Raw genomic sequence first — 13895 nt, 5'->3', positions numbered from 1 at the left:
CGGAAGTTAAGCTTTCCAGCGCCGATGGTACTGCACTCGGGAGGGTGTGGGAGAGTAGGTCGCCGCCGCGCAATCTTTGAACAGGAGAGGATCATCCCCGTCATGGGGGATGGTCCTCTTCTGCGTTCAAAAGGGCTGTCCCGTTGGGGCGGCCCTTTTTTGCGTTTACCACCCCGAACGGATTCCGCGCGGTCGTTGCGGTGGCCAGCCTGTCCGGCCACCCTGCCGTGTCCCTGGAGGCGCTCAACTGTCTACGGCGACTGGGCGTCCCCCGGCGAGAGCCGTACCCCCAGAAAGAGCCGGTAGACGGCAACCGGGCGCGAGACAGCAACGGCCTGGGGCCAACAACAGCCCGAAGACAGTGCCGGTCTGGGTCGACGACGGTCCTTAAGGCATCAACGGTCTGGGGCCGACAACGGCCCTTGAGGCGGCAACGGTCGTAAGGCGGCAAGGGCCTCTGGTCCCCGACAGCGGCCCCAGGGGCGGCAACGAGCGTGGAGACGGCGACGGCCCCCTGCGGTGGTGTGCGCAAGGGGCCGTTCAGGGGAGGTGCTAGCTGGGGGAGGATCGTTCAGGGGGAACTAGCTGGGGAGGATGAGGAGGGCGTCGCCTACGCCGCGCTCGACGCCGTCGGACGGCTTGTTGACGACCTTGTTGCCCACCACCATCGCAGACGAGCCACCGCCGTCCAGGTTGATGGCCTGCACCGCGCCCAGCCATCGCATGAGCTGGGCCGCCTCGATGAAGTTGGCGCCCACCGTGACCCCGGGGTTGCGGCCGTCGACGGTGGCGAGGATGAGGCTGCCGTTCCTGGTGACGCCGGCGAGGGTGCGCGGGTGGCGGCGGAGGATCATGTTGACCGAGTCGTGGCCGTCCTGCTTGGCGGTGATCTTGACACGGCCGTTGCGGACCAGGCCGACGCTGCCGGCGATGATGTTCAGGTCGGGGGTGAGCTTGAGGGTCTTGTCGGTGCGCAGGTCGGTCACCTTGGTGTCGACGGTGATCGTCCAGCCTTCCCAGGCGTGCTCCCACAGCCAGTCGGCGCCCGCGCCCGACCCGTGCAGCACCCGGCTCCCCGCAGGCACCGCGCTGCCGGAGGCGCGCAGCGCGGTGACCTTGCCGTTCGCGTCGATGACCGCGTCGGCGCCGTTGTCAGCGGGGGTCTTGGCGCCGTACTCCTCGGTGTAGAGGATCAGCTCGTCCGTGGCCGCCATGCGGTTGACGCCGTTGACGTCGAGGCGCGAGCCGTCCTGCGAGGCGGCGGAGATCTGCGACTTGAGTTCGGTGATGCGGGCCGTACGGCCCTTGAGGACGATCGCGGAACGGCCGGGCACGGCCTCGCTCAGCAGCCTGCCGCCCACCACGGACAGGCCCACGGGCTCGCCGCGCAGTGCGGGCAGGGTGTGGATGTTGAAGAAACCGCCGTTCACGGCGGCGAGGGCGCCGCGCGCCTTGGCCATCGACGAGGTGGTCTCGCGCTTGGCGACGCTGGCGCCCAGGGAGGAGGCGTAGGTGCCGTGGAAGGTCTTGGCGTCGATCATGAGGACGCGCATGTCCCACGGGCCGGTGGTCTTCACACCGTCGTCGCCGAGGAAGTCGACCTTGGTCTTGATGCCGGCTTCCTTGAGCTTCTTGGCGGTCTCGGCAGCCTTGTCCTTGTCCTTGAGCGCCCACAGGCCCACGCGGACGGTGTAGATCTCCTGGGCGGGGGAGTCGGCCACCTGCGGCCTGATCACCTTCTGCACGCTCGGCACCTCGCCGGCGGCTTCGACCTCGGAGGACTTGAGCTCGGCGTCCTCGAGCTTGCCGTAGTCGCGGCCGTTGGGCATGAGGACGGTCACCGTGTAGCCGTCGGTGGCCTTGCCGGCGAGCACGTTGTAGAGGTCGACGCCCTGGGTTACGGGGGTCACCGACTTGGTGGGGATGGGACGCTCGCCCAGCGGGAACTTCGCGCCGGGAAAGTCGACCTCCGCGGAGGCGGGGACGGTGGTCACCGTGAGGGCGGTGGCCAGGGACAGGCCGACTATGAGGGCGCGACGCGACATGAAAACTCCAAGCTGCGGAAAACAGACCGATCCATCCTGGCGAGATCAAGGGCCTCAAGGCGGGGAAACACGCGTAAAAGCGCGAGAGGTTACACAACTGACATGACCGGAGCGTGATGCTCTCTTTACGCCCGCTTGTGCTTTCCCATCGCTGGACCTCTCACATCCACTCCAAGGGGCTCGACGAGGCGTGCCGTGAGGGGTGAGGTTGCGAGCGTTGGAACTACCGGGGTCGGGGCTGAGAAGGCCGAGGAGCGTCGGTGAGCGGGGATCTCTCCCCCCTCAAATCCCTCGGGCCCGCGCTCATCCGTTCCCGGCCCCCGCTCCCACCGTGGGCGAGGCCGAACCATCGGGCGGCCTCATTCGCCCAGCCATTCCGCCCCAGGTCGAGCGCTGGGGGCTGGTCAATATGGGTTAGTCGCTACGATTCGGCTGCGCAACGTGACCACCTGGGGTTACCTTTCGGTAGGCCGCATTCCCACCGTACAAGCGGCACAACTTCCCGAGAGGCAGCCGTCATGGGGCTGAGCATCCTCATTGTGATCTTCGCGAGCCTTGTCCTGGGGTTCATCCTCGGCGCGTTCGTGGCGCGTCCCCGCCGATGGGACCTGTACGTCTGCGCAGATGACACCATCCACGCCGAAGCCACGCACGATCACAGCAGCTAGACACCCGAAGCCGGCGCAAGCCGTACGAAAAAGTACTGGGTCAGTACGGCTTGCGCCCTACAATGAAGTCATGACAAACGCATGGCGGGCGACCGACGGTCGCTGATCCATGCGTGAAGGCCGTCCTCCGGGCGGCCTTCCGTGGTGTCTGGGGACGTTATGAAAAGGACCCAGAATGAACCACACCGTGCTCACCGGCGACCGCCCGACCGGCGCGCTCCACCTCGGCCACTACTTCGGCACGCTCGCCAACCGGGTGGCGCTCCAGGACACCTACCCCATGTACGTGCTGATCGCCGACTATCAGGTGATCACCGACAGGGACCTGCCTGGCGAGATCCAGCGCAACATCACCGACCTGCTCCTCGACTACCTGGCGATCGGCCTCGACCCCGCCAAGGTGACGATCTTCCAGCACAGCGCCATCCCCGAGCTCAACCAGTTGCTGCTGCCGTTCCTCAGCCTGGTCACCGTCGCGGAGCTGCAGCGCAACCCCACGGTCAAGGACGAGATCGCGCACAGCTCGCAGGCGGCGGTCAGCGGCCTGATGTTCACCTACCCCGTCCACCAGGCGGCCGACATCCTGTTCTGCAAGGGCACGCTGGTCCCCGTCGGCAAGGACCAGTTGCCGCACGTCGAGGTGACGCGCCTGGTCGCGCGCCGGTTCAACGACCGTTACGCGCCGGTCTTCCCGGTTCCCGACGCGATGATGGGCGAGCGGCCGGTGCTGAAAGGCCTCGACGGCGACAAGATGAGCAAGAGCCGCGGCAACGCCATCATGCTGAAGGCCACGCCGGACGAGACCGCGGCGCTGATCCGCAAGGCACGCACCGACTCGGAGCGCCTGATCACCTTCGACGAGGCGAACCGGCCGGAGGTGGCCAACCTGCTCACCCTGGCCGGGCTCTGCCTGGGCCGCGCGCCGGAGTCCCTGGCGGACGAGATCGGGTACGGCGGCGCCGTGGCGCTGAAGCACCTGGTCACCGACGCCGTCAACGACTTCCTCGCGCCGATCAGGAAGCGGCGTGAGCAAGTCGACGAACGGGACGCGCGTCAGGTCCTGCGCGAGGGCAACGACCGGGCAAGGGCGCGAGCCGTACAGACGCTGGAGGAGGTCCGGGCGGCGATGGGCTTCTAGCGCCGGGCGACGACGAGCTCCGTCGCCGGTGACCGCAGCGGGCGCCGGTGACGGACACCGGCGAAACCGGCGTCCGCCAGCATCGCCGCCACTTCGGGATAGGTACGGATCCGGCCGCCGATGGCCAGCAGGTAGTTGAGGTCGAGCAGGTCGAGGAGGGTACGGCTGGCGCGGCCCGCCGTCGCGCCGCGGAACTGGTCGCCGACGACGATCGTGCCGCCGGGGTTCAGCGCCTTGGCGACGCGGGCGAGCAGGTCGGCCGCCTCCGCGTCCGACAACCCGTGCACGATGTTGAACAGCAGTGCCACGTCGTACCCCTCGCCCAGGTCGGCCTCCAGGAACGAGGCGGGCCACAGCGTGATCCGCGAGCGGAACGGCTCCTCGATCACCGCCGAGTTCAACGCCTCGGGCAGGTCGATGATCGTGGCGTGCAGCGACGGGTGGAGCCGGAGCAGCTCCGTGCTGTGGATTGTGTGGCTGCCGCCGACGTCGAGGACGTCCCTGGCGTCGCGGTGCACCCGGATCGCCCTGGCGATCGCCGGGCCCTGCCGCCTGGCGAGCGCGGCGGTCCAGGCCTGGAAGGAGCGGGAGAGCTCCGGGTCGTTCTCGGTGAGGGCGTAGAACGAGGTGGCGGGCTGGCCGGTCCTGATGGTTTTGTCGAGGTTCGCCCAGAGGGCGGTCGCGCTGCGCTCCCAGAAGTCGAACCCCTCGACGAGGCAGGAGGGGGAGTCGGTGCGCAGCCACAGCCTGGCCGGGCGCGTGGGGTGGTAGCGGCCGCGCCGTACGCGGAGGTAGCCGAGGCCGGTCAGACTGCGCAGCAGCGCGTGGGTGCCGCGGGGGTCGAGCTGCAGCTTGGCGGCGAGGTCGTCGGCCGAGGCGGGCAGCGCGTCGAAGACGCCGAGCCTGGCTCCGGCGACGAGGCTGTGGAAGCCCAGGACGCCGAAGTAGTCGGCGAGCATGGGCGGGACCACCGACAGGCGGAAGGCCACGGACTCCAAGGGGTTGGGAAAGAGCGGCACGATTCCCGACCCTAGGCCGTTTGTGGGGATTCTCCAGAGTATGGGGTACTCAGGCGCTCTGGCGGGCGGTGGGTGACACTCGGGCTTTGCGAGGAAGGACGCAGGATGAAGATCATCATTTCGGCCGTCGCGGCGTTACTCGTCATGTGCCTGGCGCCGGCGGCGCAGGCCTCGGCCTCGGCCTCGGCGAAGATCCCGTGGGGACCGTACAGCGGGCCGGGGGTCAGGGCGTCGGGCAGCCTCACGCCGAGCGGCGAGGACCACGCGGTCCTGCCCACAGCGGACACCGTCAAGATCGTCGGCAAGGTCACGGACCTGGATCGCTCCAAGGGGAACTGCGGGTGGGTGGTCTTCCGGATCGGCTACCGGAAGGGCAACAACCTGCCGTCGTACGAGCGGTACGTGATCGACTGCTCGTACGGCACGGCCAAGAAGTTCACTCGTACCTACCATGACGTCTACCAGGTGGAGCTCAAGGTCTGCAGCGAGCCCAAGGCCAAGAAGCCCTCCCTGACCTGCTACTACTCCGGCACCTGGAAGGTCCTCTACACCTCACCCCACTAACCCCTGAGGAACAACCTCTCCCTCCAAAACCCACCCCTCGGGAAGACCTCTCGGGAAGACCCCACGGGGGGAGGGCCGCTCGGGGGAGGACCCCTTGGGGGGGAAGACCCCTCAGGGGGAGACCCCTCGGGAAGACCCCACGGGGGGAGGGCCGCTCGGGGAAGGCCCCTCAGGGGGAGACCGCTCGGGAGGTCTCTCTCGTGGGGGTGGGTGGTGGGGAGGTCAGGTGCGGGAGTGGTAGACCTTTCGCAGGGTCTCGTGCACGGTCCAGGTGGTCTTGGCGCCCTCCGCCAGCAGGCAGACGTCGCCAGGACCCACCTCGATCGTCGCGCCGCCCTCCACCACGATCGTCGCCCGCCCCGACAGGACCACGAAGAGCTCGTCGGTCTCCACGTCCGTGACCGTCCCCGGGGTGATCTCCCAGATCCCCCGGCCCTCACCCAGCTCCACCGACGAGGTCACGGCTGAGTCCGGCGAGAGCCGTACGTCGTGAACGGGGACGGCGAAGGCGCCGGCGACGGCGAGCATGCGGGACAGGTCGGCAGTGGCGGGCAGCAAAACGTCGGACATGAGCTTCTTTCGATTAGCGGCTTTCCCGGCGGAACGACTCCAAGGCCAGGAGGGCGACATGCAACGACAAACACGACTCCACGTCGTCGAGGTCGGTGTCGAGGATACGTTCCAACCGGCGTAACCGGTCATAGAAGGCAGGCCTTGACAAGTGTGCCTTCTGCGCCGCGACCGCTTTGTTCCGCCCCGCATCCAGGTAAATCCGCAAAATTCGGGTGAGGTCGCCCCCGCGCTGAGCGTCGTGCGCCAGCAGCGGCCCCAGCTCCCGCTCGGCGAACGTCTGCAGCCTGGCGTCGTCCCGCAGCAGGTGAAGCAGCCCGCGCAGACGCAGGTCGGGCAGCCGGTAGAACGCCCGCCCGTCCGGCTGCCGCACCGCGACGTCGGCGACCTGCTCGGCCTCGAGGAAGCTCCGCCGTACGTCACGAACGGAGTCGACCACCGAGCCCGCAGCCAGCACGAAAGGCGGCTTGCGCAGCAGCCGCAGGCGGTCGGCGAGCGCGGTCAGCGCGGGCTCGGCCTGGGTGCGCGGCGGCAGGGGCAGCAGGACGCCGACCCGGTCCTGGTCGAGCGCGCCCACGAGGGCGGGCAGGCGGGCGTCCCGGCAGGCGGCGGCCGCGGCCTCGGCCAGCTCGCCGAGCTGAGCCTGGCCGTCGAGCGCCTGGTCGATGGGTTCGATGGGCCGGATGACGACGCTGACCAGCTTGCGCCCGGTGAGCGGGACGCCGACCGCGCGGGCGCGGGCCGCCGCCTCGTCCGGGTCGGCGTAGGCGTGGCTGAGGATGCCCGCGATGATCGTGCCGTGCGCCTGGCGCTCCAGCGACTCCTGGTGGCGTTCGAGCAGCCGCCCGAGGGCCAGCGTGGTCGCGGCGCGCTCGGCGAGCACGAGGTCGCGCGGCGACGGCGCGGCGTCGCACAGCAGGATGAGCCGCCCCCAGTCCTGGCCGCGGGCGCCGACGGTGGTGACGAGCCAGCCGGAGGCCGGGTCGTAGGCGGTGCGCTCGGGCGGCGCGACGGCGCGCGACCTGCTCTCCCACCCGGCCAGCAGCGTGCCGGTGTCGCGGCCGGCCGACTCGCAGGCGAGCACCTGGTGGGCCAGGTTCTCCAGCAGTACGGGCCGGTTGGACAGCCGCGCGACCTGCGCGAGCACCTCGGCGGGCGAGGCGCCCTCGACGGACAGCTCGGTGAAGACCTCGTGGAGCTGCTCTGAGGCGCGCAGCTCTTCGAGCTGGATGTCGATGATGCGCGAGTGCACCGACTCGGTGATCTGCACGAACGGGGTCTCGCGGGCCAGCACGATCACCGGCAGCCCGTGCGCCTCGGCCGCCTTCACCACCGAGCGGGGCAGCTCGCGGACGAACCGGCGGCCCAGCTCGACGACGAGCCCAGAGGCGCCCACGGAGGCGAGCTCGCCGATGTAGTCGGCGAGCTTCTCCGGGTCGTCGGGCAGGGCGACGCCGGTGGTGAGGACGAGCTCGCCGCCGCGCAGCAGATGGGCGATGTCGGCGATCTCACCGACGTGCACCCACCGCACCCGCGTGTCGAGCCGGTCCGCGCCTGCGACCACGCGCGGGTTGCCCCTGCGCACGGTCTCCAGGGCCAGGACGTCGGCGATGGTGGGCAGCACGGGGCGAGCCTATCCGATCAGCATGTAATTGTGGTCAATCAACCACTTACAGGATGTCGGTCAGGCCAGAAACTCCTCGCCCGCCGCTTGCTCGCGGAGCTCGACGCGGCGGATCTTGCCGGAGATGGTCTTGGGCAGCTCGGCGAACTCCAGCCTGCGCACCCTCTTGTAGGGGGCGAGCTCGCGCCGGGCGTGCTCCAGGATCGACCGCGCCGTCTCCTCGGTGGGTTCGAAGCCCGGGGCGAGCGAGACATAGGCCTTCGGTACGGCCAGCCGTACCGGGTCGGGATACGGGACGACGGCGGCTTCCGCCACGGCCTCGTGCTCCAGCAGCACGCTCTCCAGCTCGAACGGCGAGATGCGGTAGTCGGAGGCCTTGAAGACGTCGTCGGTCCTGCCGACGTAGGTGATGTAGCCGTCCTCGTCGCGGGTGGCGACGTCGCCGGTGTGGTAGTAACCGTCCCCCGAGGAGCTCTCCCGCCCGACATATCCGGCCATGAGGCCTAGCGGGCGGCGCTCGTCCAGCGGGAGGCAGATCTCGCCGTCCGAGCCGGGCTCGCCGGTGATCGGGTCGACCAGCGTGACGGCGTAGCCGGGCAGCGGCAACCCCATCGAGCCTGGCTTGACCGGCATGCCGGGCACGTTGCCGATCTGGGCGGTCGTCTCGGTCTGGCCGTATCCGTCCCTGATGGTGAGGCCCCACGCCTTGGAGACCTGGTCGATGATCTCCGGGTTGAGCGGCTCACCGGCGGCGACCGCCGTGCGCAGCGGGAGCTGCCAGGCCGCGAGGTCCTCCTGGATGAGCATGCGCCAGACGGTGGGCGGCGCGCAGAACGTGGTCACCGCCTCGTCGCGCAGGACCTCCAGCAGGCGGGGCGCGGAGAAGCGCTGGTAGTCGTGGATGAGCACGGTCGCGCCCGCGTTCCACGGCGCGAAGACGTTGCTCCAGGCGTGCTTGGCCCAGCCGGGGGAGGAGACGTTGAGGTGCACGTCGCCCGGTTTGAGGCCGATCCAGAACATCGTCGACAGGTGGCCGACCGGGTAGGAGGCGTGCGAGTGCTCGACCAGCTTGGGCTGCGACGTCGTGCCGCTCGTGAAGTAGAGCAGCAGCGTGTCGCCGGCGGCCGTCGGCCCGTCGGGGGTGAAGTCGGGGGAGCCGTAGGCGTAGTTGTCGCCGACGAAGATCTTCGTGTATTCGCCGCCGGTGAACTTGGCCGCGTCGGCCGCGTTGGCGATGACATGCTTCACCTGGCCGCGCTCGATGCGCTCCGCGATGTCCTTCTCGGTCAGCAGCGTCGTCGCCGGGATCACCACCGCGCCCAGCTTCATCGCGGCCAGCAGTGACTCCCACAGCTCCGCCTGGTTGCCGAGCATGAGCAGGATGCGCTCGCCCCGCCGTACGCCCTGGCTCCTCAGCGCGTTGGCCACCTGGTTGGACCGCGCGGACAGCTCGGCGAACGTGTAGGAGACCCGGTCGACGATCTTCAGCGCGACGGCGTCGGGTTGTTCGGCGGCGAGCACCCCGTCGAACCAGTCCAGCGCCCAGTTGAAGGGGTCCGGCCGCGGCCAGCGGAAGTCACGGACGGCCTCGGCGTAGTCGGCCTGGAGCAGGAAGTCTCTCGCGGTACGGAAATCGCTCATGTCCGGATCCTGCTACGTGGCCAGGCGTCTCTCAAGGCCATCGAGCACGACGACGAGCCCGAAGTCGAAAGCCACCTCGCGCATGGTGGCGTGGTCGTGGATCGGGTGGGCCTCGAGCTGCTCCAGCAGGTCGGGGTGTCCTGCCGCCGCCCTGACGACGGTCGCGCGCACGGCCTCGAAGGTAGTGGGTTCCATGGTGGCCTGCCAGGCGACCTCGGGGATGGTCATGCCGAAGATGTAGGCGGTGACGGCGGCGCTGGCGTAGCTGATGTCGAGCCCGGCGAAACCGGCGAGCTGGTAGGCCTTGAGCGAGCCGTCGCCGATGGCCAGCGCGTTCGGCCCCACGGCCGGCAGGCGCCCGATGAGGCCGCTCGCCCAGGGGTGGCGCAGGATCACGTGGCGCATGCTGTGCGCGAAGGCGGAGATCGCGTCGCGCCAGCCGACCGTCCGCGCGTCGGGGACGGTCATCTCCCCCCAGACCTGGTCGTAGGCCAGCTCCAGCAGCTCGTGCTTGTTGGCCACGTGCCAGTAGATGCTCGTCGCCCCAGAGCCGAGCTTGGAGCCGAGCTTGCGCATGCTCAGCGCGTCGAGTCCCTCGGCGTCGAGCAGCTCGACGGCGGCCCTCACGATCTGGTCGCGAGTGAGGCCAGGGCCCTTGCTCGGCCGTGGCTCCCTGGTCCAGACGGACGCGAACTCCTTGGGTGTCACACTCCCAGCATAAAAGGTCTCGCACACTGTTCGAGTGTGTCATACAGTGTGCGAGTGGAATCGAACACTGTACGAGACCCCCGTCGCTGGTGGATTCTCGTTGTCCTGTGCCTGTCCGTGCTGGTCCTCGTGGTGGACAACACGGTTCTCAACCTGGCCATCCCCTCGCTGGTGAAGTCGCTCGGGGCCACGCCGTCCGACATCCAGTGGATCATCGACGCCTACGTGCTGGCCTTCGCGGGCCTGCTGCTCACGGCGGGATCGCTGTCCGACCGGTACGGCAGGCGCCTGCTGCTCGTCCTCGGCCTGGCCTTCTTCGGCGGCGCCTCGCTGCTGGCCGTACTGTCCTCTGAGCCCTGGCAGCTCATCGGCGCCCGCGCGCTGATGGGCATCGGCGGATCCGTCCTGATGCCGTCCACGCTGTCGATCCTCATGACCGTCTTCGACGAGGAGGAGCGCCGCAAGGCCATGGCGGCCTGGAGCGCGGTGGCCATGGTCGGCGTGATCGCCGGGCCCACGCTCGGCGGCGTGCTGCTGGAGAACTACGGCTGGGCGTCGGTCTTCCTGCTCAACGTCCCCATCGCGGCGGTCGCGATCGTGGCGGCGCTCGTCCTGATGCCCGAGACCAAGGCTCCGGCGCGCAGGCTCGACCCGGTCGGCGTGGTCCTGTCGATCATCGGGCTCACCTCGGCGGTCTACGTGATCATCGAGCGGGAGTGGAACCTGCCGCTCATCGCCGTCGCCGTGGTCGCGCTGGGCGCCTTCGCGGTGTGGGAGCGCCGTTCGCCGAACCCGATGCTGCCGCTGGAGCTGTTCAAGCAGCGGAACTTCAGCGGGGCGTCGTTCTCGATCCTGCTGCTGTCGTTCGGCACGGGCGCCGTGATGCTCATCCTCAGCCAGTACCTGCAGTTCGTGCTCGGCTGGGGGCCGATGCAGGCGGGCCTGGCGCTGCTGCCGTACGCGGTGGCGGCCGCGCTGTTCAACGGGCTGGGCGCCGCGCTCGGGAAGAAGGTCAGCAACCGCACGCTGATCGCGGTCGGCATGGTCATCGTCGCCGGGGCCTTCGTGGTGATGGCCACCACCACCGGCTACCTGCCGCTGCTCACCGGGCTGCTGCTCATGGGCGTCGGTGGCGGCCTCGCCGGACCTGCGGCCTACGCCACCCTGATGGGCGCGATCCCGCTGGAGCACGCCGGGGTCGGTTCGGCGATGAACGACACCGTCCAGCAGGTGGGGATGGCCCTGAGCATCGCCGTGCTGGGCAGCGTGCTGGCCGGGGTGTTCACCTCGTCGATGCCGGGCGACGCCCCCGCTGCCGCCAAGGAGTCGATCGGCGAGGCGTTCAAGGCCGGGCTCGCCGAGCCCGCCCGCCTCGCCTTCACCGACGCCATGCACTTCGGGGCCTGGGTGGGGGCGGCGTTCTCGCTGGCCGCCGCCCTGCTGGCGCTCGCCGTACTGGCCCGTGGTCCGGCGAAGGAGCTGCAGCCGGTCACCTGACGCGGGGTTCCTGCATCGACTGCAGGCTGTCCAGCTTGTGGGTGCGCTCGTCGTGGCCGATCTGGCGCAGCAGGTCGGCCACCGAGCGGTAGCGGCCGTACTCGTCGGCGTAGGTGCCGGGGTCGGGGATGAACTCCAGGTCCGGGTTCTCGGCGACGAAGCTCATGTACTCGTGCTCGGCGTGGTCCTCGAACTCGGCGTTCAGCCGGTAGCTGGACTTGGGGTGGACCATGAACAGCACCCACGAGACGTGGTAGTAGAAGAACGAGATGAACCAGGGGGCCACCCGGTGCAGCAGGAAGTTGCGCTTGAGCCCCTGCCGGTCGATCAGGTCCTCCATGATCAGCAGGTGGTACTGCTCGTTGTCCTGGTCGGCGCGGGCCTCGACGATGCGCTCGTGCACCCGCCTGGCCAGGTCAGAGCGGGTCCTGAAGCGGTGCACCGCCCAGTAGCCCATCCGCTCCCACGCCTGGTACGGCACGCGGGCGATCACCTCGAGCATGGCGAACTTGGTGAACGAGCCTTCCTTGCCGTACATGAGGTCGACGGGTTTGAACATCATCCTCGCCAGCAGGCTGTACTCCATGCGCGGGGTGTCCAGCGTCTCCTGCTGGGCCCGCCTGAGGGCGTCGCGGTCGAGCTTGGGCGGGCCGGGGTGGGTTGTGGTGGTGGGGTGTTCAGCGGTGATTGTCATGACTCGATAGTGCTGGAGGCGACCCCTCCCGGTCGTCCGCCGGGAGAGGGCACTTGGCATGCCCCGCGCGGCGTAGCTCGCGTCGAACGTCTACGCCCGCAGGTGCACGGGACATCCCCTAGGGGGAGGGCGCCGTGTCCACGATTTCGGTGAGCAGCGTGGCGTCCGCGTAGGACGAACCAGCCCGGAAGGCGACCGCGCCGTCGATGAGCTCGTTGCGCAACCACTGGACCCGTCTGCCCAGGTAGTGGTAGGTGTCGGCGGAGATGACGATGTAGGTGCGCGCCACCGGCCGCCCCTCCGCGTCGCGCTGGTCGCCGGGCTCGTAGGCGAAGCCCACCCCTGGCCGCTCGGCCGCGTCGCGCACGCCCTCCTGCGCCGTCACGCCGGGGATGAGCGCGAAGGCGCGGAAGATGGCCGCCTCCAGCTTGGGCGGCATGAAGGGCTGCTCCTCCAGGTAGACCGAGAGCACGCGGAACGCCCGCGCGTCAGGTGTCTCGCCGTCGCCCGCGACGCCCCAGTGCGCGTCGCCCTTGATGTGGGCCAGGAGCTCAGCCGGGTCGGTGGGCAGCTTGGCGAGCTTGGCCGCGTACTCCTGCGGCGTCAGGTCGTCGTCCTTCGGATCAGGCGTCATGGCGGTCGTCGAGATCGTGCCGTTGTCCTCGCGGTAGGCCTGGCGGCGCCCGTCGTAGCGGATCCACTGCTCGTGCGCCTTGGCCGCGGCCTCGTCCGGCTGGCGCTGCAGGTACTTCTCGTGCACCCACTGGTCGGGGCGCGGCGGCGGCCCGGTGCGGCGGCTCTCGGCGGCGAGCGCCGCCCGCTCCAGCACGGCTGCCGGATCCGTGCGCACGCGCGGTGGCTCCTCGCCACCGGTTCGCACGGTCACGACGGCGAACGCCACCGCGACCGCGAGCGCGGCCGCCGCCATCAGGCGCAGACCCAGCCGGTACGGCAGGCCGCGACGGCGGGAGGCGCCGCCGTGGAAGCGGGAGCGGGCGGCACGCAGGCGCTCCGCGTCCGGCTCCGGGGCGTCGGCGCGCATCTCGCTCAGCAGTTTCAGGTCATCCATGGTCGACCTCCTCGAACGCGGACGGATCGGTGCCACCCAGGGCTTGGCGGGTCTTCTTCCTGGCCCGGTGCAGGCGGGAGCGGATCGTGCCGATGGGCACGCCGAGCGCCTGCGCGGCCTCCTCGTAGCTGAGGTCGGCCCAGGCGATGAGCAGGAGCACCTCCCGGTCGGCAGCGGACAGTCCGGCCAGCGCCCGGGCCAGGTCGCGGTGCGCGGCCGTGGCGGAGACCCTGGCCTCCACCCGGTCGGCGTAGCTTTCTGCCACCTCGTCCACGCCCGTTCTCGCCAGCGCCCGGTAGGCGCGGCTCTCGGTGCGGTGGTGCTTGCCGATCAGGTTGGCGGCTATGCCGTACAGCCAGGGGCGGGCGTCCTGGCGGGTGAGGTCGTATCGTTCCCGGTGCCTGAAGGCGGCCAGGAAGGTGTCGGCGACGACGTCGTCGGCCAGCGAGTCGCCCAGCCGCCTGGTGACGTAGCGGTGCAGGGCGGGTGCGTGCCGGTCGAACAAGGTCGAGAAGGCGGCGGGATCGCGCCTGGAACGCCGGATCACCTCCGCGTCGTCCATGGTTTCCGCTTGCAAGCGGGTTCTCCTGTTCTCCGGTGCTGTCTCCCTCTTTCACCCGCTGCACGCCAACGAGTTCTCGACCGTCATGGTGTAAAG

Annotated in this window: 13 protein-coding genes; 4 read left to right on the top strand and 9 right to left on the bottom strand. The window is 69.6% G+C overall.

Annotated elements, in window-relative coordinates; all coding sequences use genetic code 11:
- Positions 1-581 precede the first annotated feature (581 nt).
- Positions 582-2045: a phosphodiester glycosidase family protein gene (locus ACIBG8_RS52165; protein ID WP_397350861.1), complete on the bottom strand. Its 1464-nt coding sequence runs from the start codon at positions 2043-2045 to the stop codon at positions 582-584.
- Positions 2046-2563: 518 nt separating this feature from the next.
- On the opposite strand from ACIBG8_RS52165, the gene ACIBG8_RS52160 reads away from it, so the two are divergent.
- Both ACIBG8_RS52160 and trpS read left to right on the top strand, forming a co-directional pair.
- Entirely contained in the window at positions 2564-2713 is a 150-nt protein-coding gene (locus ACIBG8_RS52160) for a hypothetical protein (protein WP_397350860.1), read from the top strand.
- A 175-nt stretch (positions 2714-2888) separates the two neighbouring features.
- On the top strand, positions 2889-3851 hold the full coding sequence (gene trpS, locus ACIBG8_RS52155; protein WP_397350859.1) for a tryptophan--tRNA ligase: 963 nt from the start codon (positions 2889-2891) through the stop codon (positions 3849-3851).
- Here the strand turns inward: trpS and ACIBG8_RS52150 are convergent.
- A complete protein-coding gene (locus ACIBG8_RS52150; RefSeq protein WP_397350858.1) occupies positions 3848-4870 on the bottom strand; it encodes a methyltransferase in 1023 nt (340 codons plus the stop codon). The genes trpS and ACIBG8_RS52150 overlap by 4 nt on opposite strands.
- Positions 4871-4975: 105 nt before the next feature.
- Here ACIBG8_RS52150 and ACIBG8_RS52145 point away from each other — a divergent pair, with 105 nt between their 5' ends.
- Positions 4976-5434: a hypothetical protein gene (locus ACIBG8_RS52145; RefSeq protein WP_397350857.1), complete on the top strand. Its 459-nt coding sequence runs from the start codon at positions 4976-4978 to the stop codon at positions 5432-5434.
- A gap of 222 nt (positions 5435-5656) precedes the next feature.
- Here ACIBG8_RS52145 and ACIBG8_RS52140 read toward each other — a convergent pair whose 3' ends face one another.
- From ACIBG8_RS52140 to ACIBG8_RS52125, 4 genes are read right to left on the bottom strand one after another with little or no spacing between them, the layout of a single operon-like run.
- Positions 5657-6004 carry a cupin domain-containing protein gene (locus ACIBG8_RS52140; protein WP_397350856.1) on the bottom strand — a complete coding sequence of 116 codons (348 nt, stop codon included), beginning with the start codon at positions 6002-6004 and terminating at the stop codon, positions 5657-5659.
- A 13-nt stretch (positions 6005-6017) separates the two neighbouring features.
- Complete coding sequence (locus ACIBG8_RS52135; RefSeq protein ID WP_397350855.1) at positions 6018-7628, bottom strand: PucR family transcriptional regulator; 1611 nt, start codon at positions 7626-7628, stop codon at positions 6018-6020.
- A gap of 60 nt (positions 7629-7688) precedes the next feature.
- Positions 7689-9269: an AMP-binding protein gene (locus tag ACIBG8_RS52130; RefSeq protein ID WP_397350854.1), complete on the bottom strand. Its 1581-nt coding sequence runs from the start codon at positions 9267-9269 to the stop codon at positions 7689-7691.
- Between the two features lie 12 nt (positions 9270-9281).
- On the bottom strand, positions 9282-9977 hold the full coding sequence (locus ACIBG8_RS52125; RefSeq protein WP_397350853.1) for a TetR/AcrR family transcriptional regulator C-terminal domain-containing protein: 696 nt from the start codon (positions 9975-9977) through the stop codon (positions 9282-9284).
- Positions 9978-10031: 54 nt separating this feature from the next.
- Here ACIBG8_RS52125 and ACIBG8_RS52120 point away from each other — a divergent pair, with 54 nt between their 5' ends.
- A complete protein-coding gene (locus ACIBG8_RS52120; RefSeq protein ID WP_397350852.1) occupies positions 10032-11474 on the top strand; it encodes an MFS transporter in 1443 nt (480 codons plus the stop codon).
- Here the strand turns inward: ACIBG8_RS52120 and ACIBG8_RS52115 are convergent.
- The 3 genes from ACIBG8_RS52115 to ACIBG8_RS52105 all read right to left on the bottom strand — a co-directional run bounded on the left by ACIBG8_RS52115 (position 11467) and on the right by ACIBG8_RS52105 (position 13799).
- Positions 11467-12168: an alternative oxidase gene (locus ACIBG8_RS52115; RefSeq protein ID WP_397350851.1), complete on the bottom strand. Its 702-nt coding sequence runs from the start codon at positions 12166-12168 to the stop codon at positions 11467-11469. The genes ACIBG8_RS52120 and ACIBG8_RS52115 overlap by 8 nt on opposite strands.
- 118 nt (positions 12169-12286) lie before the next feature.
- Positions 12287-13237, bottom strand: coding sequence for a CU044_5270 family protein (locus ACIBG8_RS52110; RefSeq protein ID WP_397350850.1), 951 nt, complete (start codon positions 13235-13237; stop codon positions 12287-12289).
- On the bottom strand, positions 13230-13799 hold the full coding sequence (locus tag ACIBG8_RS52105; RefSeq protein ID WP_397350849.1) for an RNA polymerase sigma factor: 570 nt from the start codon (positions 13797-13799) through the stop codon (positions 13230-13232). Before ACIBG8_RS52105 ends, ACIBG8_RS52110 begins: the two co-directional genes overlap by 8 nt.
- Between the last annotated feature and the right edge of the window lie 96 nt (positions 13800-13895).

Origin of the sequence: Nonomuraea sp. NPDC050556, from assembly GCF_044457355.1 — a bacterium.
In the GTDB taxonomy this organism is placed as follows: domain Bacteria; phylum Actinomycetota; class Actinomycetes; order Streptosporangiales; family Streptosporangiaceae; genus Nonomuraea.
The sequence above is the reverse complement of the archived record's forward strand: the minus strand, read 5'-3'. Positions and strand labels throughout refer to the sequence as shown.

Bases quoted from the DNA above. Each gene is read 5' to 3' on its own strand.
- ACIBG8_RS52165 (WP_397350861.1), bottom strand. From the start codon at position 2,045: ATGTCGCGTCGCGCCCTCATAGTCGGCCTGTCCCTGGCCACCGCCCTC.
- ACIBG8_RS52105 (WP_397350849.1), bottom strand. From the start codon at position 13,799: ATGGACGACGCGGAGGTGATCCGGCGTTCCAGGCGCGATCCCGCCGCC.
- ACIBG8_RS52115 (WP_397350851.1), bottom strand. From the start codon at position 12,168: ATGACAATCACCGCTGAACACCCCACCACCACAACCCACCCCGGCCCG.
- ACIBG8_RS52140 (WP_397350856.1), bottom strand. From the start codon at position 6,004: ATGTCCGACGTTTTGCTGCCCGCCACTGCCGACCTGTCCCGCATGCTC.
- ACIBG8_RS52110 (WP_397350850.1), bottom strand. From the start codon at position 13,237: ATGGATGACCTGAAACTGCTGAGCGAGATGCGCGCCGACGCCCCGGAG.
- ACIBG8_RS52160 (WP_397350860.1), top strand. From the start codon at position 2,564: ATGGGGCTGAGCATCCTCATTGTGATCTTCGCGAGCCTTGTCCTGGGG.
- ACIBG8_RS52130 (WP_397350854.1), bottom strand. From the start codon at position 9,269: ATGAGCGATTTCCGTACCGCGAGAGACTTCCTGCTCCAGGCCGACTAC.
- ACIBG8_RS52145 (WP_397350857.1), top strand. From the start codon at position 4,976: ATGAAGATCATCATTTCGGCCGTCGCGGCGTTACTCGTCATGTGCCTG.
- trpS (WP_397350859.1), top strand. From the start codon at position 2,889: ATGAACCACACCGTGCTCACCGGCGACCGCCCGACCGGCGCGCTCCAC.